Origin of the sequence: Bifidobacterium pullorum subsp. saeculare, from assembly GCF_016899725.1 — a bacterium.
In the GTDB taxonomy this organism is placed as follows: Bacteria; Actinomycetota; Actinomycetes; order Actinomycetales; family Bifidobacteriaceae; genus Bifidobacterium; species Bifidobacterium pullorum_C.
This window is the reverse complement of the sequence record NZ_JACLYU010000029.1, coordinates 1-14,907: the sequence shown is the minus strand read 5'-3', so window position 1 is coordinate 14,907 and position 14,907 is coordinate 1. Positions and strand designations below refer to the sequence as shown.

12 protein-coding genes are annotated in these 14,907 nt (G+C 65.6%); 11 read left to right on the top strand and 1 reads right to left on the bottom strand.

Annotated elements, in window-relative coordinates; genetic code table 11:
- The first annotated feature begins 537 nt into the window (after nucleotides 1-537).
- The 9 genes from urtA (at nucleotide 538) to H7U32_RS08865 (ending at nucleotide 10,926) form a co-directional block, all read left to right on the top strand.
- Nucleotides 538-1,866, top strand: coding sequence for an urea ABC transporter substrate-binding protein (gene urtA / locus H7U32_RS08905; protein WP_323804624.1), 1,329 nt, complete (start codon nucleotides 538-540; stop codon nucleotides 1,864-1,866).
- Between the two features lie 11 nt (nucleotides 1,867-1,877).
- Nucleotides 1,878-2,762 (top strand): urea ABC transporter permease subunit UrtB, encoded by an 885-nt coding sequence (urtB, locus tag H7U32_RS08900; RefSeq protein WP_204469720.1) that lies wholly within the window; start codon nucleotides 1,878-1,880, stop codon nucleotides 2,760-2,762.
- Nucleotides 2,763-2,774: 12 nt separating this feature from the next.
- The gene (gene urtC, locus H7U32_RS08895; protein ID WP_204469719.1) at nucleotides 2,775-3,965 is read left to right on the top strand and encodes an urea ABC transporter permease subunit UrtC; all 1,191 of its coding nucleotides are present in this window, start codon (nucleotides 2,775-2,777) and stop codon (nucleotides 3,963-3,965) included.
- Nucleotides 3,962-4,879: an urea ABC transporter ATP-binding protein UrtD gene (urtD, locus tag H7U32_RS08890; protein WP_204469718.1), complete on the top strand. Its 918-nt coding sequence runs from the start codon at nucleotides 3,962-3,964 to the stop codon at nucleotides 4,877-4,879. Before urtC ends, urtD begins: the two co-directional genes overlap by 4 nt.
- A complete protein-coding gene (locus H7U32_RS08885) occupies nucleotides 4,876-5,604 on the top strand; it encodes an ATP-binding cassette domain-containing protein (RefSeq protein WP_239457655.1) in 729 nt (242 codons plus the stop codon). The genes urtD and H7U32_RS08885 overlap by 4 nt, the downstream gene beginning before the upstream one ends.
- 1 nt (nucleotide 5,605) lies before the next feature.
- Complete coding sequence (locus H7U32_RS08880; RefSeq protein WP_204469717.1) at nucleotides 5,606-6,649, top strand: HoxN/HupN/NixA family nickel/cobalt transporter; 1,044 nt, start codon at nucleotides 5,606-5,608, stop codon at nucleotides 6,647-6,649.
- Nucleotides 6,650-6,698: 49 nt separating this feature from the next.
- Nucleotides 6,699-7,451: an urease subunit gamma gene (gene ureA, locus H7U32_RS08875; protein WP_204469716.1), complete on the top strand. Its 753-nt coding sequence runs from the start codon at nucleotides 6,699-6,701 to the stop codon at nucleotides 7,449-7,451.
- Nucleotides 7,452-7,459: 8 nt separating this feature from the next.
- On the top strand, nucleotides 7,460-9,181 hold the full coding sequence (ureC, locus tag H7U32_RS08870; RefSeq protein ID WP_239457654.1) for an urease subunit alpha: 1,722 nt from the start codon (nucleotides 7,460-7,462) through the stop codon (nucleotides 9,179-9,181).
- 341 nt (nucleotides 9,182-9,522) lie between these two features.
- Nucleotides 9,523-10,926 (top strand): ATP-binding protein, encoded by a 1,404-nt coding sequence (locus H7U32_RS08865; protein WP_204469715.1) that lies wholly within the window; start codon nucleotides 9,523-9,525, stop codon nucleotides 10,924-10,926.
- An 819-nt stretch (nucleotides 10,927-11,745) separates the two neighbouring features.
- Here the strand turns inward: H7U32_RS08865 and H7U32_RS08860 are convergent.
- On the bottom strand, nucleotides 11,746-12,909 hold the full coding sequence (locus tag H7U32_RS08860) for an ATP-binding protein (RefSeq protein ID WP_204469714.1): 1,164 nt from the start codon (nucleotides 12,907-12,909) through the stop codon (nucleotides 11,746-11,748).
- 286 nt (nucleotides 12,910-13,195) lie between these two features.
- Between H7U32_RS08860 and H7U32_RS10980 the strand changes: the two genes are divergently transcribed.
- Nucleotides 13,196-13,915 (top strand): urease accessory protein UreE, encoded by a 720-nt coding sequence (locus H7U32_RS10980; RefSeq protein ID WP_204469713.1) that lies wholly within the window; start codon nucleotides 13,196-13,198, stop codon nucleotides 13,913-13,915.
- A 91-nt stretch (nucleotides 13,916-14,006) separates the two neighbouring features.
- Complete coding sequence (locus H7U32_RS08850) at nucleotides 14,007-14,852, top strand: urease accessory protein UreF (protein ID WP_323804623.1); 846 nt, start codon at nucleotides 14,007-14,009, stop codon at nucleotides 14,850-14,852.
- The last annotated feature ends 55 nt before the right edge of the window (nucleotides 14,853-14,907 follow it).

Genomic DNA, 14,907 nt, shown 5'->3' with positions numbered 1-14,907 from the left:
TCCGAACCCGGAAGCTAAGGCCTGGCACGGCGATGGTACTGCACCCGACAGGGTGTGGGAGAGTAGCACGTCGCCGCACCACACATACAAGGACCCCGGGTCGAGCACAGCTCCCCGGGGTTCCTTCGTATACGCCCGAAACACCAGCAATCGATCAACCCACGCATACGGCGAACCGTACGCTGAGCGGGCGTGAGCGTACGGTTCGCCGCAGTCCCACGGCGCCCATACGGCGAACCGTACCCTCACACGCCCCGGCCGATGACGACGATGCGCGGTCCCGCCCGTTCCCGGTTCACACGTCAAGCAGCCCCCGACATGCGAACCAAAAACAGCCCACCACGCTTTGTCACCTTCTCATCCCCCCCGTTCGCAACATAGTGGCAACGTAGCGACCTCAGACACGCAACATCACGGCAACGGAGCCGGCGATTTCATCTGTCAATCTGTGCCAGTCCAGTTCAGAGACGAGTCGGACGGCAGACAACAGGGGAACACGATTCGTCGCCGTCCGGCGTGTACCGGAAGGGATTGCACGTGATCGCAACACACCATGGCGGAGCCATACGCCGCGCCGTCGGACGGGGGCTTGCTCTTGTCCTGGCCGCGGCGATGGCCTGCAGCCTCAGCGCCTGCGGCTGGGGACGCACCGTGGCCGAAAAACAGGCGTTGGCCGCGCAGCAGGGAGGTGGATCCGGCGCAGCAAGCTGTGTGGACACCTCGGGAGACACAATCAAGGTCGGCTTCGTCAACTCGCTGAGTGGCACGATGGCCATCTCCGAGCAGACTGTCAACAAGTCGTTGCACATGGCCGTCGACGAGATCAACCAGGCCGGCGGCGTGCTCGGCAAGAAAATCGAGCCGATCGACCAGGACGGCAAGTCCGAGCCGGCCGTGTTCGCGGAGAAGGCCCGCTCCCTCATCGAGAAGGACTGCGTGGCCGCGGTGTTCGGCGGCTGGACCTCCAGCTCACGCAAGGCCATGTTGCCGGTGTTCGAGGCGGACAACGCGCTGCTGTTCTACCCGCTGCAGTACGAGGGCATGGAGTCCAGCTCGAACATCTTCTACACCGGCGCCGCGCCGAACCAGCAGATCGTGCCCGCGCTCGACTACCTGAAGGAGCAGGGCAAGCGCAAGCTGTTCCTGGTCGGCTCCGACTACGTGTTCCCGCAGACCGCCAACCGCGTGGTCAAGGCCTACGCGGAGGGCAACGGCATGCAAGTGGTCGGCGAGGAGTACACGCCGATGGGCTCCACCGACTTCACGACGATCATCAACAAGCTCAAGTTCTCCGGCGCGGACGCGGTGGTCAACACCCTCAACGGCGACTCCAACGTCGCCTTCTTCAAGGAGTATCGCTCCTCGGGACTGACGGCGAGCCAAGTGCCGGTCATCTCCATGTCCATCGCCGAGGAGGAGGTCAAGGCCATCGGCGCGGACAACGTCAAGGGCCAGCTCACCGCCTGGAACTACTACCAGACGTTGGACAACCCGCAGAACAAGCGCTTCGTCAAGGCGTTCAAAGCTCGCTACGGGCAGGACCGGCCCACTTCCGACCCGATGGAATCGGCGTATGTGTCCGTCCACCTGTGGAAGAACATGGTCGAGAAAGCCGGCAGCTTCGACGTCGACAAGGTCAAGGCCGCCGCCGACGGCGTCACCTACGACGCCCCCGAAGGTCGCGTGAAGGTGGACGGCAAGAACCACCACATCTCCAAGACCTCGTATATCGGCCGCATCGGCGCCGATTCCCTCATCCACACCGTGTGGAAGTCCAAGGGGCCCATCGTCCCGGACCCCTACCTGACCACCTACCGCTGGGCCGCGCCGCTGCAGGCCGGCTCCGGCTCCGAAACCGGAAAGTGAGGCGTGTGGAGATGACCATGTTCCTTCCGCAGCTCATCGCCGGCCTGTCCAACGGATCGATTCTGCTGCTCGCCGCGCTCGGCCTGTCGCTGACCTTCGGGCAGATGGGCGTCATCAACAACGCGCACGGCGAGTTCATGATGGCCGGCGCCTACACCGCCTACGTGATGAGCTCGATCATCGCCTCCAAAACCGTCGCCTTCGCGCTCGCGCTCGTCGTCGGCTTCCTGGTGGCCGGGCTGCTCGGCCTGCTGCTCGACGTGGCGCTGCTCGAACGCATGCGCCTGCGTCCGCTGGACACGCTGCTCGTCACCTTCGGCGTCTCCCTGGTGCTTCAGCAGCTGGCGCGCGACGTGTTCGGCTCCACGCCCGTGTACGCCGCCGCCCCGGAGGCGCTCACCCGCCCGGTGACGCTGTTCGGCTACAGCTTCTCCGCGGCGCGCCTGTTCATCTTCCTGCTGTCCGTGGCCTGCGTGGCCGCGCTGTACGCGGTGCTGCGCTTCACGCCGCTGGGCCGCCGCATCCGCGCGGTCAGCGAGAACCGCGACCTGGCGGAGACCTCCGGCATCTCCACGAAGGCCGTCGACCACGTGACCTTCTTCCTCGGCTCCGGCCTGGCGGGCATCGCCGGCGTGGCGCTGAGCCTGCTCAACTCGATCAGCTTCAACTTCGGCACCACGTTCATCGTGCAAGCCTTCCTCGTGGTCGTCGCCGGCGGCGTCGGCCAGCTCAGGGGCGCGGTGATCGCCGCCTTCGTGCTGGGCCTGGCCCAGTCGTGGATCGAGCTGGGCACATCCTCGTCCATCGGCCAGATGGCGGTGTTCCTCATCGTCGTGCTGTTCCTGCAGTTCCGGCCGCAGGGTCTGGTCTCCATCCGTTCCCGGAACCTGGCGTAAGGGAGGCACGGCATGATTGGCATCGCTTCACATTCCACGACACCGTCGAAACCGTCGAATCCATCGAACCCCGCGACCTCCGCGAACACGGCCTTGGGAGCGCTCACCGCCCACAAGGCGTGGACGGGCACCGTCATCGCGGTGGCGCTGATCTTCCTGGCGCCCGCCGTGCTCAACACCTACAACCTGGGCCTGGCCAGCAAGTACCTGTGCTATGCGATGGTGGCCGTGGGCATCGGCCTGGCCTGGGGCCAGGGCGGCATGCTCGTGCTCGGGCAGGGGCTGTTCTTCGGCCTGGGCGCGTACGTCATGGCCATCCACATGGAGCTGGCGGACATCGGCCCCGGCAAGGTGCCGGATTTCATGGCGCAGTACGGCATGACCCAGGTGCCTGGCTTCTGGGAGCTGTTCCGTAACCCGGTGATCGCGATCCTGTCCGTGGCGATTGTGCCCGGCATCGTCGCGGCCGTGCTCGGCCTGCTCGTGTTCGGACGCGGCGTGCGCGGCGCGTACTTCGCGATCCTCTCCCAGGCGCTGGTCGCCGCGTTCTCCGTGCTGCTCGTCGGCCAGTCGAAGACCACCGGCGGCACCAACGGCCTGAGCGACTTCCAGGGCTTCTTCGGCTACGACCTGACCGACCCGGCGAACAAGCGGATACTCTATTACATCTGCGCGTTCTGCGTGCTCGCCATGGTGCTGCTTGCGGCCGCGATCCGCCGCTCCTTCCTGGGCGAGCTGATCATCGGCGTGCGCGACCAAGAGAACCGCATGAAGTTCCTCGGCTACAACCCCGCCTCGATCAAGGTGTTCGTGTTCTCCCTGGCTGCGATGTTCGCCGGCGTGGGCGGCGCGATGTTCGTGCCAGTGGTCGGCATCATCTCCCCGTCGGACATCGGCGTGACGCCGTCCATCCTCATGCTGGCCGGCGTGATGATCGGCGGACGCGCCACCCTGCTCGGCCCTGTGATCGGCACGCTGCTCGTGCGCTTCGCCGAGACGCAGCTGTCGGAGGCCTACCCGTCCGCGTGGACCTACATCGAGGGCGCGCTGTTCATCCTCGTCATCGCCTTCGTGCCCAACGGCCTGGCCCAGTTCAAGGGCGTGTGGCCGTGGCTCAAGGAGAAGTTCGGACGGCGGGATGCGGCGCCCAGTGCGGCGCCCGGCACTGCGCCCGGCGCGACGGCGAAGGCGGTGACCGCATGAGCGACAAGGAGCAGACCATGACCGACGACGAGATGCGTCGCCTCAGGGACGAGACCCGCCAGATGCGCGACGAGGCCCGCCGACTGAGGGACGAGGCCGCGCGGATGCGCGACGAGATCGCCCGCGAACGCCAGGACATGCAGGACAAGCTGACCGTGTTGGACGACCGCGGCGGCCAGTGGAGCGACTATCTGGAGGTCCGCGGCCTGCACGTCGAGTTCGACGGCTTCGTGGCGGTGAAGAACCTGGACCTGTCCGTCGAGCACGGCGACCTGCGCTTCCTCATCGGCCCGAACGGCGCCGGCAAGACCACGGTCATCGACGCGATCACCGGGCTGGTGCCCGCCGCCGGCTCGGCCACCTTCCGCGGCGAGCAGCTGCTCGGCCGCAAGCCCAACAACATCGTGCGCCTGGGCGTCGGCCGCACCTTCCAGACTGCCTCCGTGGTCGAGGAGCTCACCGTGCTCGAGAACCTGCAGGTGGCGGAGGGCTTCCGCCGCAAGGGGCGCGACCTGCTCCGCCGCCCCGGCGCCCCCTCGCAGAACGTGCGCTACATGATGGACGTGTGCAACCTGACGGCGGACGCGGACCGCACCGCCGGCACCCTGCCGCACGGCAAGAAGCAGTGGCTGGAGATCGGCATGCTGCTCGTGCAGGACGCGCACCTGCTGCTGCTCGACGAGCCCGTGGCCGGCATGACGCCCGCCGAGCGCGAGCAGACCGGAGCGCTGCTCAAGCGCTGCAGCCGCAACCGCACCGTCATCATCGTCGAACACGACATGGAGTTCATGCGCCAGTTCGCCGACTCCGTCACCGTGCTCAACCAGGGCGAGATCCTGGCCGAAGGCTCGGTGGAGGACATCCAGAACAACGAGGACGTCGTGCGCATCTACCTGGGAGGCGACAACCAATGAGCACCACCGACACCACCACCGCGCAGCCCATGCTCGCCGTCCGGGGACTGTCCTCCGGCTACGACAAGGTGACCGTCATCAACGGCATCGACTTCACCGTCGGCGCCGGCCAGTGGGTGAGCATCGTCGGCAACAACGGCGCCGGCAAGACCACGCTCCTCAAAACGATCCTGGGCCTCCTGCCCGCCGCCTCCGGCACCGTGGGCTTCGAAGGGCAGGACATCACGCGCTGGGCGCCGAACCGGCGGATCCGCGCCGGCATGGCCTTCGTGCCGCAGGGCCAGCAGTCCTTCGGGCAGATGACCGTCGCGGAGAACCTGCACGTCGTCGCCGACCACTACGGCCGCGAGGCGCAGAGCCGCTACGACGAGGCCATCGCGACCTTCCCCGTGCTGAAGGAGTTCCGCGACCGTCGCGCCGGCCTGCTCTCCGGCGGCCAGCGCCAGCAGCTGTCCATCGCACGGGCGCTCATCACCCGGCCCAAGCTCATGGTGCTCGACGAGCCCACCGAGGGCATCCAGCCGAACATCGTGACGGACATCCAGCGGGCCATCCGCCGCATGAGCGAGGACCAGGGCATCGGCGTGATCCTGGTCGAGCAGAAGGTGAAGTTCGCCGTCGAACGGGCGGACCGGTACTACGTGCTCGCCGCCGGACGGTTCATCGACTCCGGCGACGGCGGACCCGACGCCGTGGCCACCGCCACCGACAGGATGCGCGTGTGACATGCGGCGCATGATGCGGGCGGGCGCGCCCTATTACGCGGCCGTGGCGGCGCTCCACGCGCTCGCCCTGACGCTGCTGTTCCTGGCGGCCCGGCAGGCTCCGATCCTGCCGGGCCTCGGCCTGCTCGCCTACACGCTGGGCCTGCGGCACGCCTTCGACGCCGACCACATCGCCGCCGTCGACAACACCGTACGCAAGCTGCTGCAGCTCAAACGCGACCCGAACGGCGTGGGCTTCTTCTTCTCGCTCGGCCACTCCACCATCGTGTTCCTCATGGCGCTGCTGCTCGGCCTGACCGGCGCCTGGGCGCGCGACCGCATGCCCGGCTTCCAGGCCGTCGGCGGCGTCATCGGCGCGACCATCTCCGGGCTGTTCCTGCTGCTCACCGCAGCGTTCAACGCGGCGGCGCTCGCCGGCATGGCGCGGGCCTTCCGCCGGCTGCGGGAGCGGCACCGGGGCGCGGCCGGGGCGCCCGGCGCCGGTGCCGCCGGCGTCTCCGGGGCGGACATCGACGCATTGCTCGACAGGCGCGGCCTGCTGCCGCGCCTGTGCGGTCGCCTGTTCGCCGTCGTCACGCGCAGCTGGCAGGTGTACCCGATCGGCCTGCTGTTCGGACTCGGCTTCGACACGGCCACGGAGGTCGCGCTGCTGGCCATGTCCGCCGGGGCGACGACGAGCAGCGTGCCGCTGGCCGGCACACTCGCGCTGCCGCTGCTGTTCGCCTCCGGCATGTGCCTGATGGACACGACCGACTCGGTGGTGATGACCGGGGCCTACCGCTGGGCCTTCGACACCCCGGTGCGCAAGCTCTACTACAACCTGACGATCACGCTGGCGTCCGTCACGGCCGCCGTGGTCATCGGCGGGGTGGAGCTGCTGCAGGTGGTCGGTTCCGCGCTCGGGCTGGACGGGGGCTTCTGGGCGTGGGTGCAGGGGCTCGACTTCAACGGGCTCGGCTACGCGATGGCGGCCGTGTTCGTCGGCTTCTGGATCGCCTCCGGCGTGGTGTGGAAGGTCGGGCACGTGGCGCGGCGGTGGTCGTGACAGGGAACGGTTCCAACAGACGATTCCAAGGAAAGGCAAGGCTGGGACGATGAGACTGACACCCAGGGAGACGGAGAAGCTCCTGCTGCATCTGGCGGGGGAGCTGGCCAAGGAGCGGCGCGCGCGGGGGGTGAAGCTCAACTACCCGGAGACCGTCGCGCTCATCAGCTCGGAGGTCATGGAACGCGCCCGCGAGGGGCGCACGGTGGCCGAGCTCATGGCCTACGGGCGCACTGTGGTCAAGGCCGACGAGGTGATGCCCGGCGTGGCCGAGATGCTCCACGAGGTGGAGGTCGAGGCGACGTTCCCCGACGGCACCAAGCTCGTCTCCATCCACGACCCGGTGGAGACGACCGGCGGGCCCACGCCCGGCGAGTACCTGCCCGCCGACGGCGACCTGACGCTTAACGAGGGGCGCGAGGCCATCGAGGTGGACGTGACCAACACCGCCGACCGGCCCATCCAGATCGGCTCCCACTACCACTTCTTCGAGGCGAACAGGTACCTGTGCTTCGACCGCCGCGCCGCCTACGGCAAGCACCTGGACATCGCGGCCGGCACCGCCGTGCGCTTCGAGCCGGGGGAGTCGCACCGCGTGCGCCTCGTCGACTTCGGCGGCACGCGCGAGATCCACGGATTCGCGGGACTGACCGAGGGGAAGCTGGACGATCCCGCGGTGCGCGAGGCGGCGTTCGCGGCCGCCCGCGAGCGCGGGTTCCTCGGCATGGACGGCGCCGCGGACGACGCGGCGCCGTCGGACGGCACGGCGGCATCGGACGGCACGGCATCGGACGGGAAGTGAGCATCGATATGAAGACCATCACACGACGCGACTACGCGGGCATGTTCGGACCCACCGTCGGCGACCGCGTGCGCCTGGGCGACACGGACCTGGTCATCGAGGTGGAACGCGACTGCACGCACTACGGCGACGAACTCAAGTTCGGCGGCGGCAAATCCTTCCGCGACGGCATGGGGCAGTCCTCCACCGTGCGCGACGCGGACTCGCCCGACACCGTCATCACCAACGCGCTCATCGTCGACTACACGGGCATCTACAAGGCGGACATCGGCATCAAGGACGGGCTGATCAGCGCGATCGGCAAGGCCGGCAACCCGCAGACCATGGACGGGGTGACGCCGGGGCTGGCCGTCGGTGCGAACACCGAGGCCATCGCCGGCGAGGGACTCATCGTCACGGCCGGGGGACTGGACACGCACATCCACTTCATCGCGCCGCAGCAGGTGCGCACTGCCCTGGCCGGCGGCACCACCACGATGCTCGGCGGCGGCACCGGCCCGGCCGACGGCACCAACGCCACCACCTGCACGCCGGGCGCCTTCCACCTGGCGCGCATGATCGAGGCGGCGGAGGCGTTGCCCGTCAACATCGCCTACCTGGGCAAGGGCAACGGGTCCAGCCCCGAGCCGCTGCGCGAGCAGATCCGCGCCGGCGCCGCGGGACTGAAGATCCACGAGGACTGGGGCGCCACGCCGGCCGTCATCGACACCTGCCTGGGCGTGGCCGACGAGATGGACGTGCAGGTGGCCATCCACACGGACACGCTCAACGAGGGCGGCTGCGTGGAGGACACGATCGCCGCGCTCAAGGGGCGCACGATCCACACGTACCACACCGAGGGCGCGGGCGGCGGGCACGCGCCGGACATCATCCGCGTGGCCGGCTTCCCCAACGTGCTGCCGAGCTCCACGAACCCGACCATGCCGTATACGCGCAACACGATCGACGAGCATCTGGACATGATGATGGTCACGCACCACCTCGACCGCCGCGTGCCCGAGGACATCGCCTTCGCGGACTCGCGCATCCGCCCCGAGACCATCGGCGCGGAGGACGTGCTGCACGACCTTGGGATCATCTCGATGATGAGCTCCGACTCGCAGGCCATGGGGCGCGTGGGCGAGGTCATCACGCGCACCTGGCAGACCGCCAGCAAGATGAAGCGCCAGCGCGGGCCGCTGCCGGAGGACGCGCACGACGGCAACCGCAACGACAACTTCCGCGTCAAGCGCTACGTGGCCAAGTACACGATCAACCCGGCGCTCACGCACGGCATCGCCGATTACGTGGGTTCCGTGGAGGTCGGCAAGATGGCCGACCTGGTGCTCTGGCAGCCGGCGATGTTCGGTGCCAAGCCCGAGATGGTCATCAAGGGCGGGTCCATCGCCTTCGCGCGCATGGGCGACGCGAACGCCTCGATTCCCACGCCCGAGCCGGTGCTGTACCGCGACATGTTCGGCGCGACCGGCTCGGCGCTCGCCTCCAGCTGCGCGACCTTCGTCTCGCAGGCCGCGTTCGACGACGACATCGCCGGGCGGCTGGGCCTGGCGCGGCGGGTGCTGCCGGTGCACGGCTGCCGCACAGTGGGCAAGAAGGACCTGAAGTTCAACGACTGCATGGGTGACATTCGCGTGGACCCGGAGACCTTCACCGTGACCGTCGACGGCGAGGTCGTCACCTGCGACCCCGCCACCGAGCTCTCCCTCACCCAGCGCTACTTCCTGTTCTGAGGAGTCCGGCCGCGGCTGGAGTTGGCTCCCGCCAGCGGGAGCCGAGAAAAGCGGACGGCTCCCGCCGTGCTGGGAGGCGTGCGGCGAACCGTACTCTGAGCGTCTGTAAGCGCACGGTTTGCCGCATGGGCATGGTGTTGATGCGGCGAACCGTACTCTTACGCGGGCTCAGCGTACGGTTTGTCGCACGGACTTCGTTTCTCTACGGCGAACCGTGCTCCTGCGCTCCGTAAGCGTACGGTTTGTTGCATGGTGGGCGCCGGCTGCCCAGTCAGCGCTGTCCGCCTACTCATCAAATCGTGATTTAACAAATCGTGATTTAACAAATTACGATTTGAACCATGACGTTCATCGGAAGGGCCAACGAGCTCGAGTTCCTCGATTCCTGCTATGCCAGCCCTTCGGCGCAGCTGGTCGTGGTGTACGGGCGGCGGCGCGTGGGCAAGACCGAACTGCTGGCACATTTCGCCACGGGCAGGGACCATGTGTTCTTCTCGGCGCCGTCCGCCACCAGGGAGGAGCAGCTTGCCGCCTTCTCCCGCCAGATGTTCGCTGCCGGAGCGCCTGCGGGCCGGTATCTGCGGCAGTATCCGGACTGGGAACGCGCGCTGTCGGACATCGCCGAGCTGCCCGCGACCTCGGATGGTTCCCGCCGTCTCGTCATCATCGACGAATTCCCGTACCTCGTCAGGGCGGACAGGTCGCTGCCGTCGGTGCTCCAGCATCTGTGGGACCACACACTCAAGGACTCCAACGTCATGCTCGTGCTGTGCGGCAGCGCGATAAGCTTCATCGAGAAGGAGATCCTCTCTGAAAAATCTCCGCTCTACGGCCGCGCCACGGGCATCCTCAAGGTGGACCCCATGCCCTACTGGGACGCCGCGCGGTTCTTCCCCGCGTACGATGCGCCGAGCCAGGCCCTGACTTATGCCGTGCTGGGAGGCGTGCCCCATTACCTCGCACAGTTCGACCCCGACGAGGACGTGGCCACGAACATCCGGCAGCGCATCCTCCGCCGCGGCTCCGCGCTGTACAGCGAGGTCGAGTTCCTGATGCGCGAGGAGTTCCGTGAACCCGCCACCTACAACACCATCCTGACGGCCGTGGCGCTGGGTGCCACGCAGCTCAACGACATCGCCCAGCGCACCATGATGCCGGCGCAGGCGCTGAGCGTGTACCTGCGCAACCTCATCGAGGTGAGCATCGTGGGGCGGGAGTTTCCCGTGGATGCCAGACCGGTGGGACACTCCAAGGCCATGCGCGGGCTGTATCGGCTGTCCGACAACTTCTTCCGCTTCTGGTATTCCTTCGTCGCACCCAACCGCTCCAATCTGGAAATGGGCGACGTCGACGGCGTATGGCGGTACGACGTCGAACCGGCGTTGCACGACTTCGCCGCCACGCCCTTCGAACGCATCTGCGCTGACTGGCTCCGCCGGCGGAACAGGCAGGGGGAGCTCGGCTTCCGGACGAACCGCATCGGCCGGTGGTGGGACGGCAAGGCCGAGATCGACGTCGTCGCCGTCGACCGCAGCGGCGACCACCTGCTAGCCGGTGAATGCAAGTTCCGCAACAGGCCGGTCGACGTCCCCATCCTCCGCGACCTGCAGACCAAGGCCCTGCGCCTCGCCGGCACCGAGCGTTCCTACGCGCTGTTCTCGCTGGCCGGCTTCACCGACCGGCTGCGCGACCTCGCCGCGCAGGACGGTTCCATCCGTCTGGTGGACGTCGCCGACCTCTATTGATGCACGCTTGTTTAGTGCGCTGCGATTAGGTGATAGCCAAAATCTGGTGGGTCGAGATGTTAATTGTTCTTGGAATGTTTGCCTCGTTTCTTGTGGTGTGATTCGGAAGATTGTGGACAGCCCCTTTCGTCCCAAATTTGTTTTATGTATGTTACAGTTATAAATGTAAAAATAGCTGTAAGAAATGCATTTGGCGAATTTAGGCTGGCTTGGATGATGGAGCAATCTTTGTGAAATATTCCTTGTAGCGAGAAGAGTAATATAAATGTTGATATAATCCCCATGGCTTGATATATGAGACATTGGGTATTTCATTGTAGTCTTTCTGGCGCCTTCTTTTTGATTAAGTCATAAAGTAAATAGGCAGTACGGAATATTTCCGCGAAGATTGCTAGGCTGTAATATAAAATTACAGTAAATAATTCATAATTAGTGCTTGCTATTATGCTACATTTATTTGCAGACTCATCGGCCATAAGAATCAATGCTAATGTAAAACCTGAAAGAAAAGGCGGATATATTCTTGATATAAGCACTGATATATTACAGATTTTTTTGACGAAGCATACAGCTTCTGTGAGAAATGATATTATGAAAAAAACAAATGTTGCAAAGCATAGTCACCATGATGTGTGATTGGGGTATTGGATTGCATCTATAACAAACGGTGTTATGAATAAAATTAGAGTGCTTACGGCAGCGGGAATGATAAAGATTTTTTGTATGCCGAATAATATGCGTATGTATATTGGGGATGAATGTTTAGCCATAACTTTTTCATATGAGAATGATATGTTGCTTAGTGGCGATTGATGGACGCTATTTCGCTGTACTGCCTCTGTACGCTTCGTGCCTGCTGAGGTAGGCGCCGATGTGGGGAACGGCGAAAGCGACTTGTCCGTAGCCGGTAGAGTGGATGAGATGATCCTTGATGAGGGCCGCGCGGTACTTGTTAACCCAGCTGCGGCTGCGGTGGGATCGCTGTTCGATGTCGCTCACGGCGCTGCTATTGGGGTAGTCCTCGGCCATGGCGGTCAGGAACAGACGCTCTGCGGCCGTATGACTGTCGAGGATCGGAGCGCAGACGGCGTCGTCGAATACCAGAAGTGCATCCTTAATGCCTCGCAAGACGTCGTCATGGGTGATGATATCGGACCTGCGATGTTGAGCTGCCTGCCACATGTAATAACCGACTAATTGTATCATATAGGGATATCCGTCAGTCGCTTCCGCAGCAGCCAGAGCATCGTCATCCGTGATGCGTCTGCCTGAATCTGTGACAGTGGTGAGAAAAGCGTCCCTGACATCGGCGACGGGTATGCTGTCCAGCTCGCATCGCAGAGCTCTTCGGAGAAACGTCGTCGCTTTGTTGTTGACAAGGTCATTAATGATCGATGGCAAGCCAGCGAACACAATGGCGATACCCTTTTTGTCTTGATCCGGCACGTCGGTTTCATCAATGGCCGTGGTGACGTGTTGGACGGCAGTGGCAATGGCAACAAGGTCATCGATTGAAGCGGCCTGAGTCTCGTCGATGGTGAGGAGAATTCCCTTGCCCTTGGCTATCTTGTGGCTATTCAGTCTTTTAGCGATGGCATGACGAAGAGTGAGCGGTGCCGTTGCCGAAGACAGGCTGAGCTGTCCGAGGCTAGCGGTGGTGACTCCGGCGATACCAATTGAAGGGGCAATGCTGGCTTGGCTGACATGCATGCCGGATGGTGCAATGGCGTCGACGAGACGCGATACGAGCCCAGGCGAAGCGGTTTCCGCGATGGTCTCCCATTGCCTGGTGGCGGCGATGCGGCGGAATTCGGTAAGCAACACTGTTTTACCGAAGCCGCGCTGGCCGGTGACGAGCATAATGCGGCCAGGGGCTCCGGCGCCGTTGTCCAGTCCTTCGGCGAACTCTTCGAGTGCGGAGTCGCGACCGATAAGAATGGGCGGCATCTTGCCTGCCGTCGGCTTGAATGGATTCTGTTGCATGGCATTCCTCTTCCGCTAGTTGTGCGCGTCGCAATGTATACCAACATATACCAACATATACTAATGTGCTCCAACATACATCGGTATTCCTTTGTGCGTCTATATCGCTCTGTTGAGCCTTCTGCCGAGCGCACACCCGAGCGCTGGGCGATGTTTCGGGCGTGTGACGGGGGTGGGGCCGGCGGGTTACGTGCGGCGGCCTGCCGTTACATGGCGCCCGTCCGGCGTCGATAGGCTGGCCGTCGGTTCCGCCCAGGGGAGGCGGCCGGAGGAGGTCGACGCATCCATGATCAGCGACGCGGTGCTGGGCAACATCTACGACAACGCGCCCACCGACGGCAGACTGTCCGTCCCCGTGCCCTTCGAATGGTTCGAGGCGTCCAAGCGACGCCTGCGCAAAACCGCGGAGGACGGCACCGACGTGTGCGTCATCAACGCCGGCACCCTGCGCGACGGCGACACCCTCGCCGAGACCGACGACAAGCGCTACGTCGTGGCCATGCGCACCGCGCAGCTCATCGAGATCCCCGTCCATTCGATGAAGGAGATGGGCCGGCTGTGCTTCGAGCTGGGCAACCGGCACCTGAGCCTCAAGGTGGAGGACGACCGCGTGCTCGTCCCCTACGACCACCCCACCATGGACTACACGACGAAGCTTGGCTTCGAGCCGCACATCATCGAGGGCGGCTTCGACGGCTTCCTCATCGTCAAGGCGCACGCCGGCTCCGGCACCATCGTTCCCGGCACAGGCAAGACCACCGGCGATCTGGAGGAGGCCGAGCAGGAGGCGAGCGCGCCCGAGCGCCCGCAGGCGCACCGCCACGAGCCGCCCGCCGGAGAACCCGCCGGCCACGGTACCAGCGGCAGTTCCGCCCCCACACCCGCCGGTCACGGTGACGGCCATGCCCACGGCCCCGACGGCGGCGTCTACGAGCTCAACGGCGTGCTCCACCGCGCCGACGGCATGCACTCGCACGACGGCGGGCACACCTGGCATGTCCACTGACCTGCGCCCACCCCGTGTCGGTGTCATGACGGCCGAGGCGACCTCCCCGGCCAGCAGAACGGCCACGCCAACCGGCAGAACGATGCCCACGGTGGCTGACGACCCCTCCGACGCGACTGAGCTGCGCCGCCTCGCCTTCCTGCAGGTGTGCGACAGCGTATTCCCGGTCGGCGCGTTCGCCCTATCGAACGGCATGGAGACCTTCGTCCAGCGCGACTTCGTCCGCACGGACGGCGACTTCGAGGAATACCTGCACGAATACCTCGAGGTCGCCGCGTACCGCGAGGTCGGTCACATGGTGCTGGCCGGCCGGCTGGCGGCGGCCTCGCGCGCCGACGACGCGGACTTCCGCCGCCGCCTCGCCGACCTCGACGATTTGGTCGCCGCGCTCCAGTCCCCGCGCGAGATCCGCGAGGGACAGCACCGCATGTGCACGCGCCTCATCACGCTCGCCGACCAGATGGAAGCGACGCCCCTGCGCCCCGCCGATTCGCGCGCAGCCGCGGCGCACGGCGGGACGCGCCGCCGCGGGAAGAGACCGCACGAGGCCCCGCCCTCAGCTCCGGTCCCGTCCGCCTCTCCGCGCGGCATCCCGCATCTCGACGCCTACGCCGAGCTCATCGACACCGGCCGCTGCCTGGGACTGCACGCCATCGCGATGGGCCTGTTCGCCGCCGACCGCGCGCCCGACCTACGCGAGGCGGCCGTCACCTACTGCTACTCGCTGCTGTCGGCGCTCGTCGTGTGCGCGGTCAAGGCCGTGCCGATCAGCCAGGTGGCCGGCCAGGCCGCCCTGCGCGACAGCTTCCCCGACGTCGTCGCCGCCGCGGACCTCGCGTTCACGCTGGAACCGGACGACCTGGGCGTCTCCGGCGCTTACCTCGACATCGCGGCGATGCAGCACGAGACCCTGTACTCGAGGCTGTACATGAGCTGACGGCACCGCGCCCCGCCCGCCACACCGCGCCCCGCCCGTCCCATCCGTCCCATCC

Excerpts from the sequence above, each read along its gene's own strand:
- urtB (WP_204469720.1), top strand. The coding sequence starts at position 1,878 with ATGACCATGTTCCTTCCGCAGCTCATCGCCGGCCTGTCCAACGGATCG.
- urtC (WP_204469719.1), top strand. The coding sequence starts at position 2,775 with ATGATTGGCATCGCTTCACATTCCACGACACCGTCGAAACCGTCGAAT.
- urtD (WP_204469718.1), top strand. The coding sequence starts at position 3,962 with ATGAGCGACAAGGAGCAGACCATGACCGACGACGAGATGCGTCGCCTC.
- H7U32_RS08885 (WP_239457655.1), top strand. The coding sequence starts at position 4,876 with ATGAGCACCACCGACACCACCACCGCGCAGCCCATGCTCGCCGTCCGG.
- H7U32_RS08880 (WP_204469717.1), top strand. The coding sequence starts at position 5,606 with ATGCGGCGCATGATGCGGGCGGGCGCGCCCTATTACGCGGCCGTGGCG.
- ureA (WP_204469716.1), top strand. The coding sequence starts at position 6,699 with ATGAGACTGACACCCAGGGAGACGGAGAAGCTCCTGCTGCATCTGGCG.
- ureC (WP_239457654.1), top strand. The coding sequence starts at position 7,460 with ATGAAGACCATCACACGACGCGACTACGCGGGCATGTTCGGACCCACC.
- H7U32_RS08865 (WP_204469715.1), top strand. The coding sequence starts at position 9,523 with ATGACGTTCATCGGAAGGGCCAACGAGCTCGAGTTCCTCGATTCCTGC.
- H7U32_RS08860 (WP_204469714.1), bottom strand. The coding sequence starts at position 12,909 with ATGCAACAGAATCCATTCAAGCCGACGGCAGGCAAGATGCCGCCCATT.
- H7U32_RS10980 (WP_204469713.1), top strand. The coding sequence starts at position 13,196 with ATGATCAGCGACGCGGTGCTGGGCAACATCTACGACAACGCGCCCACC.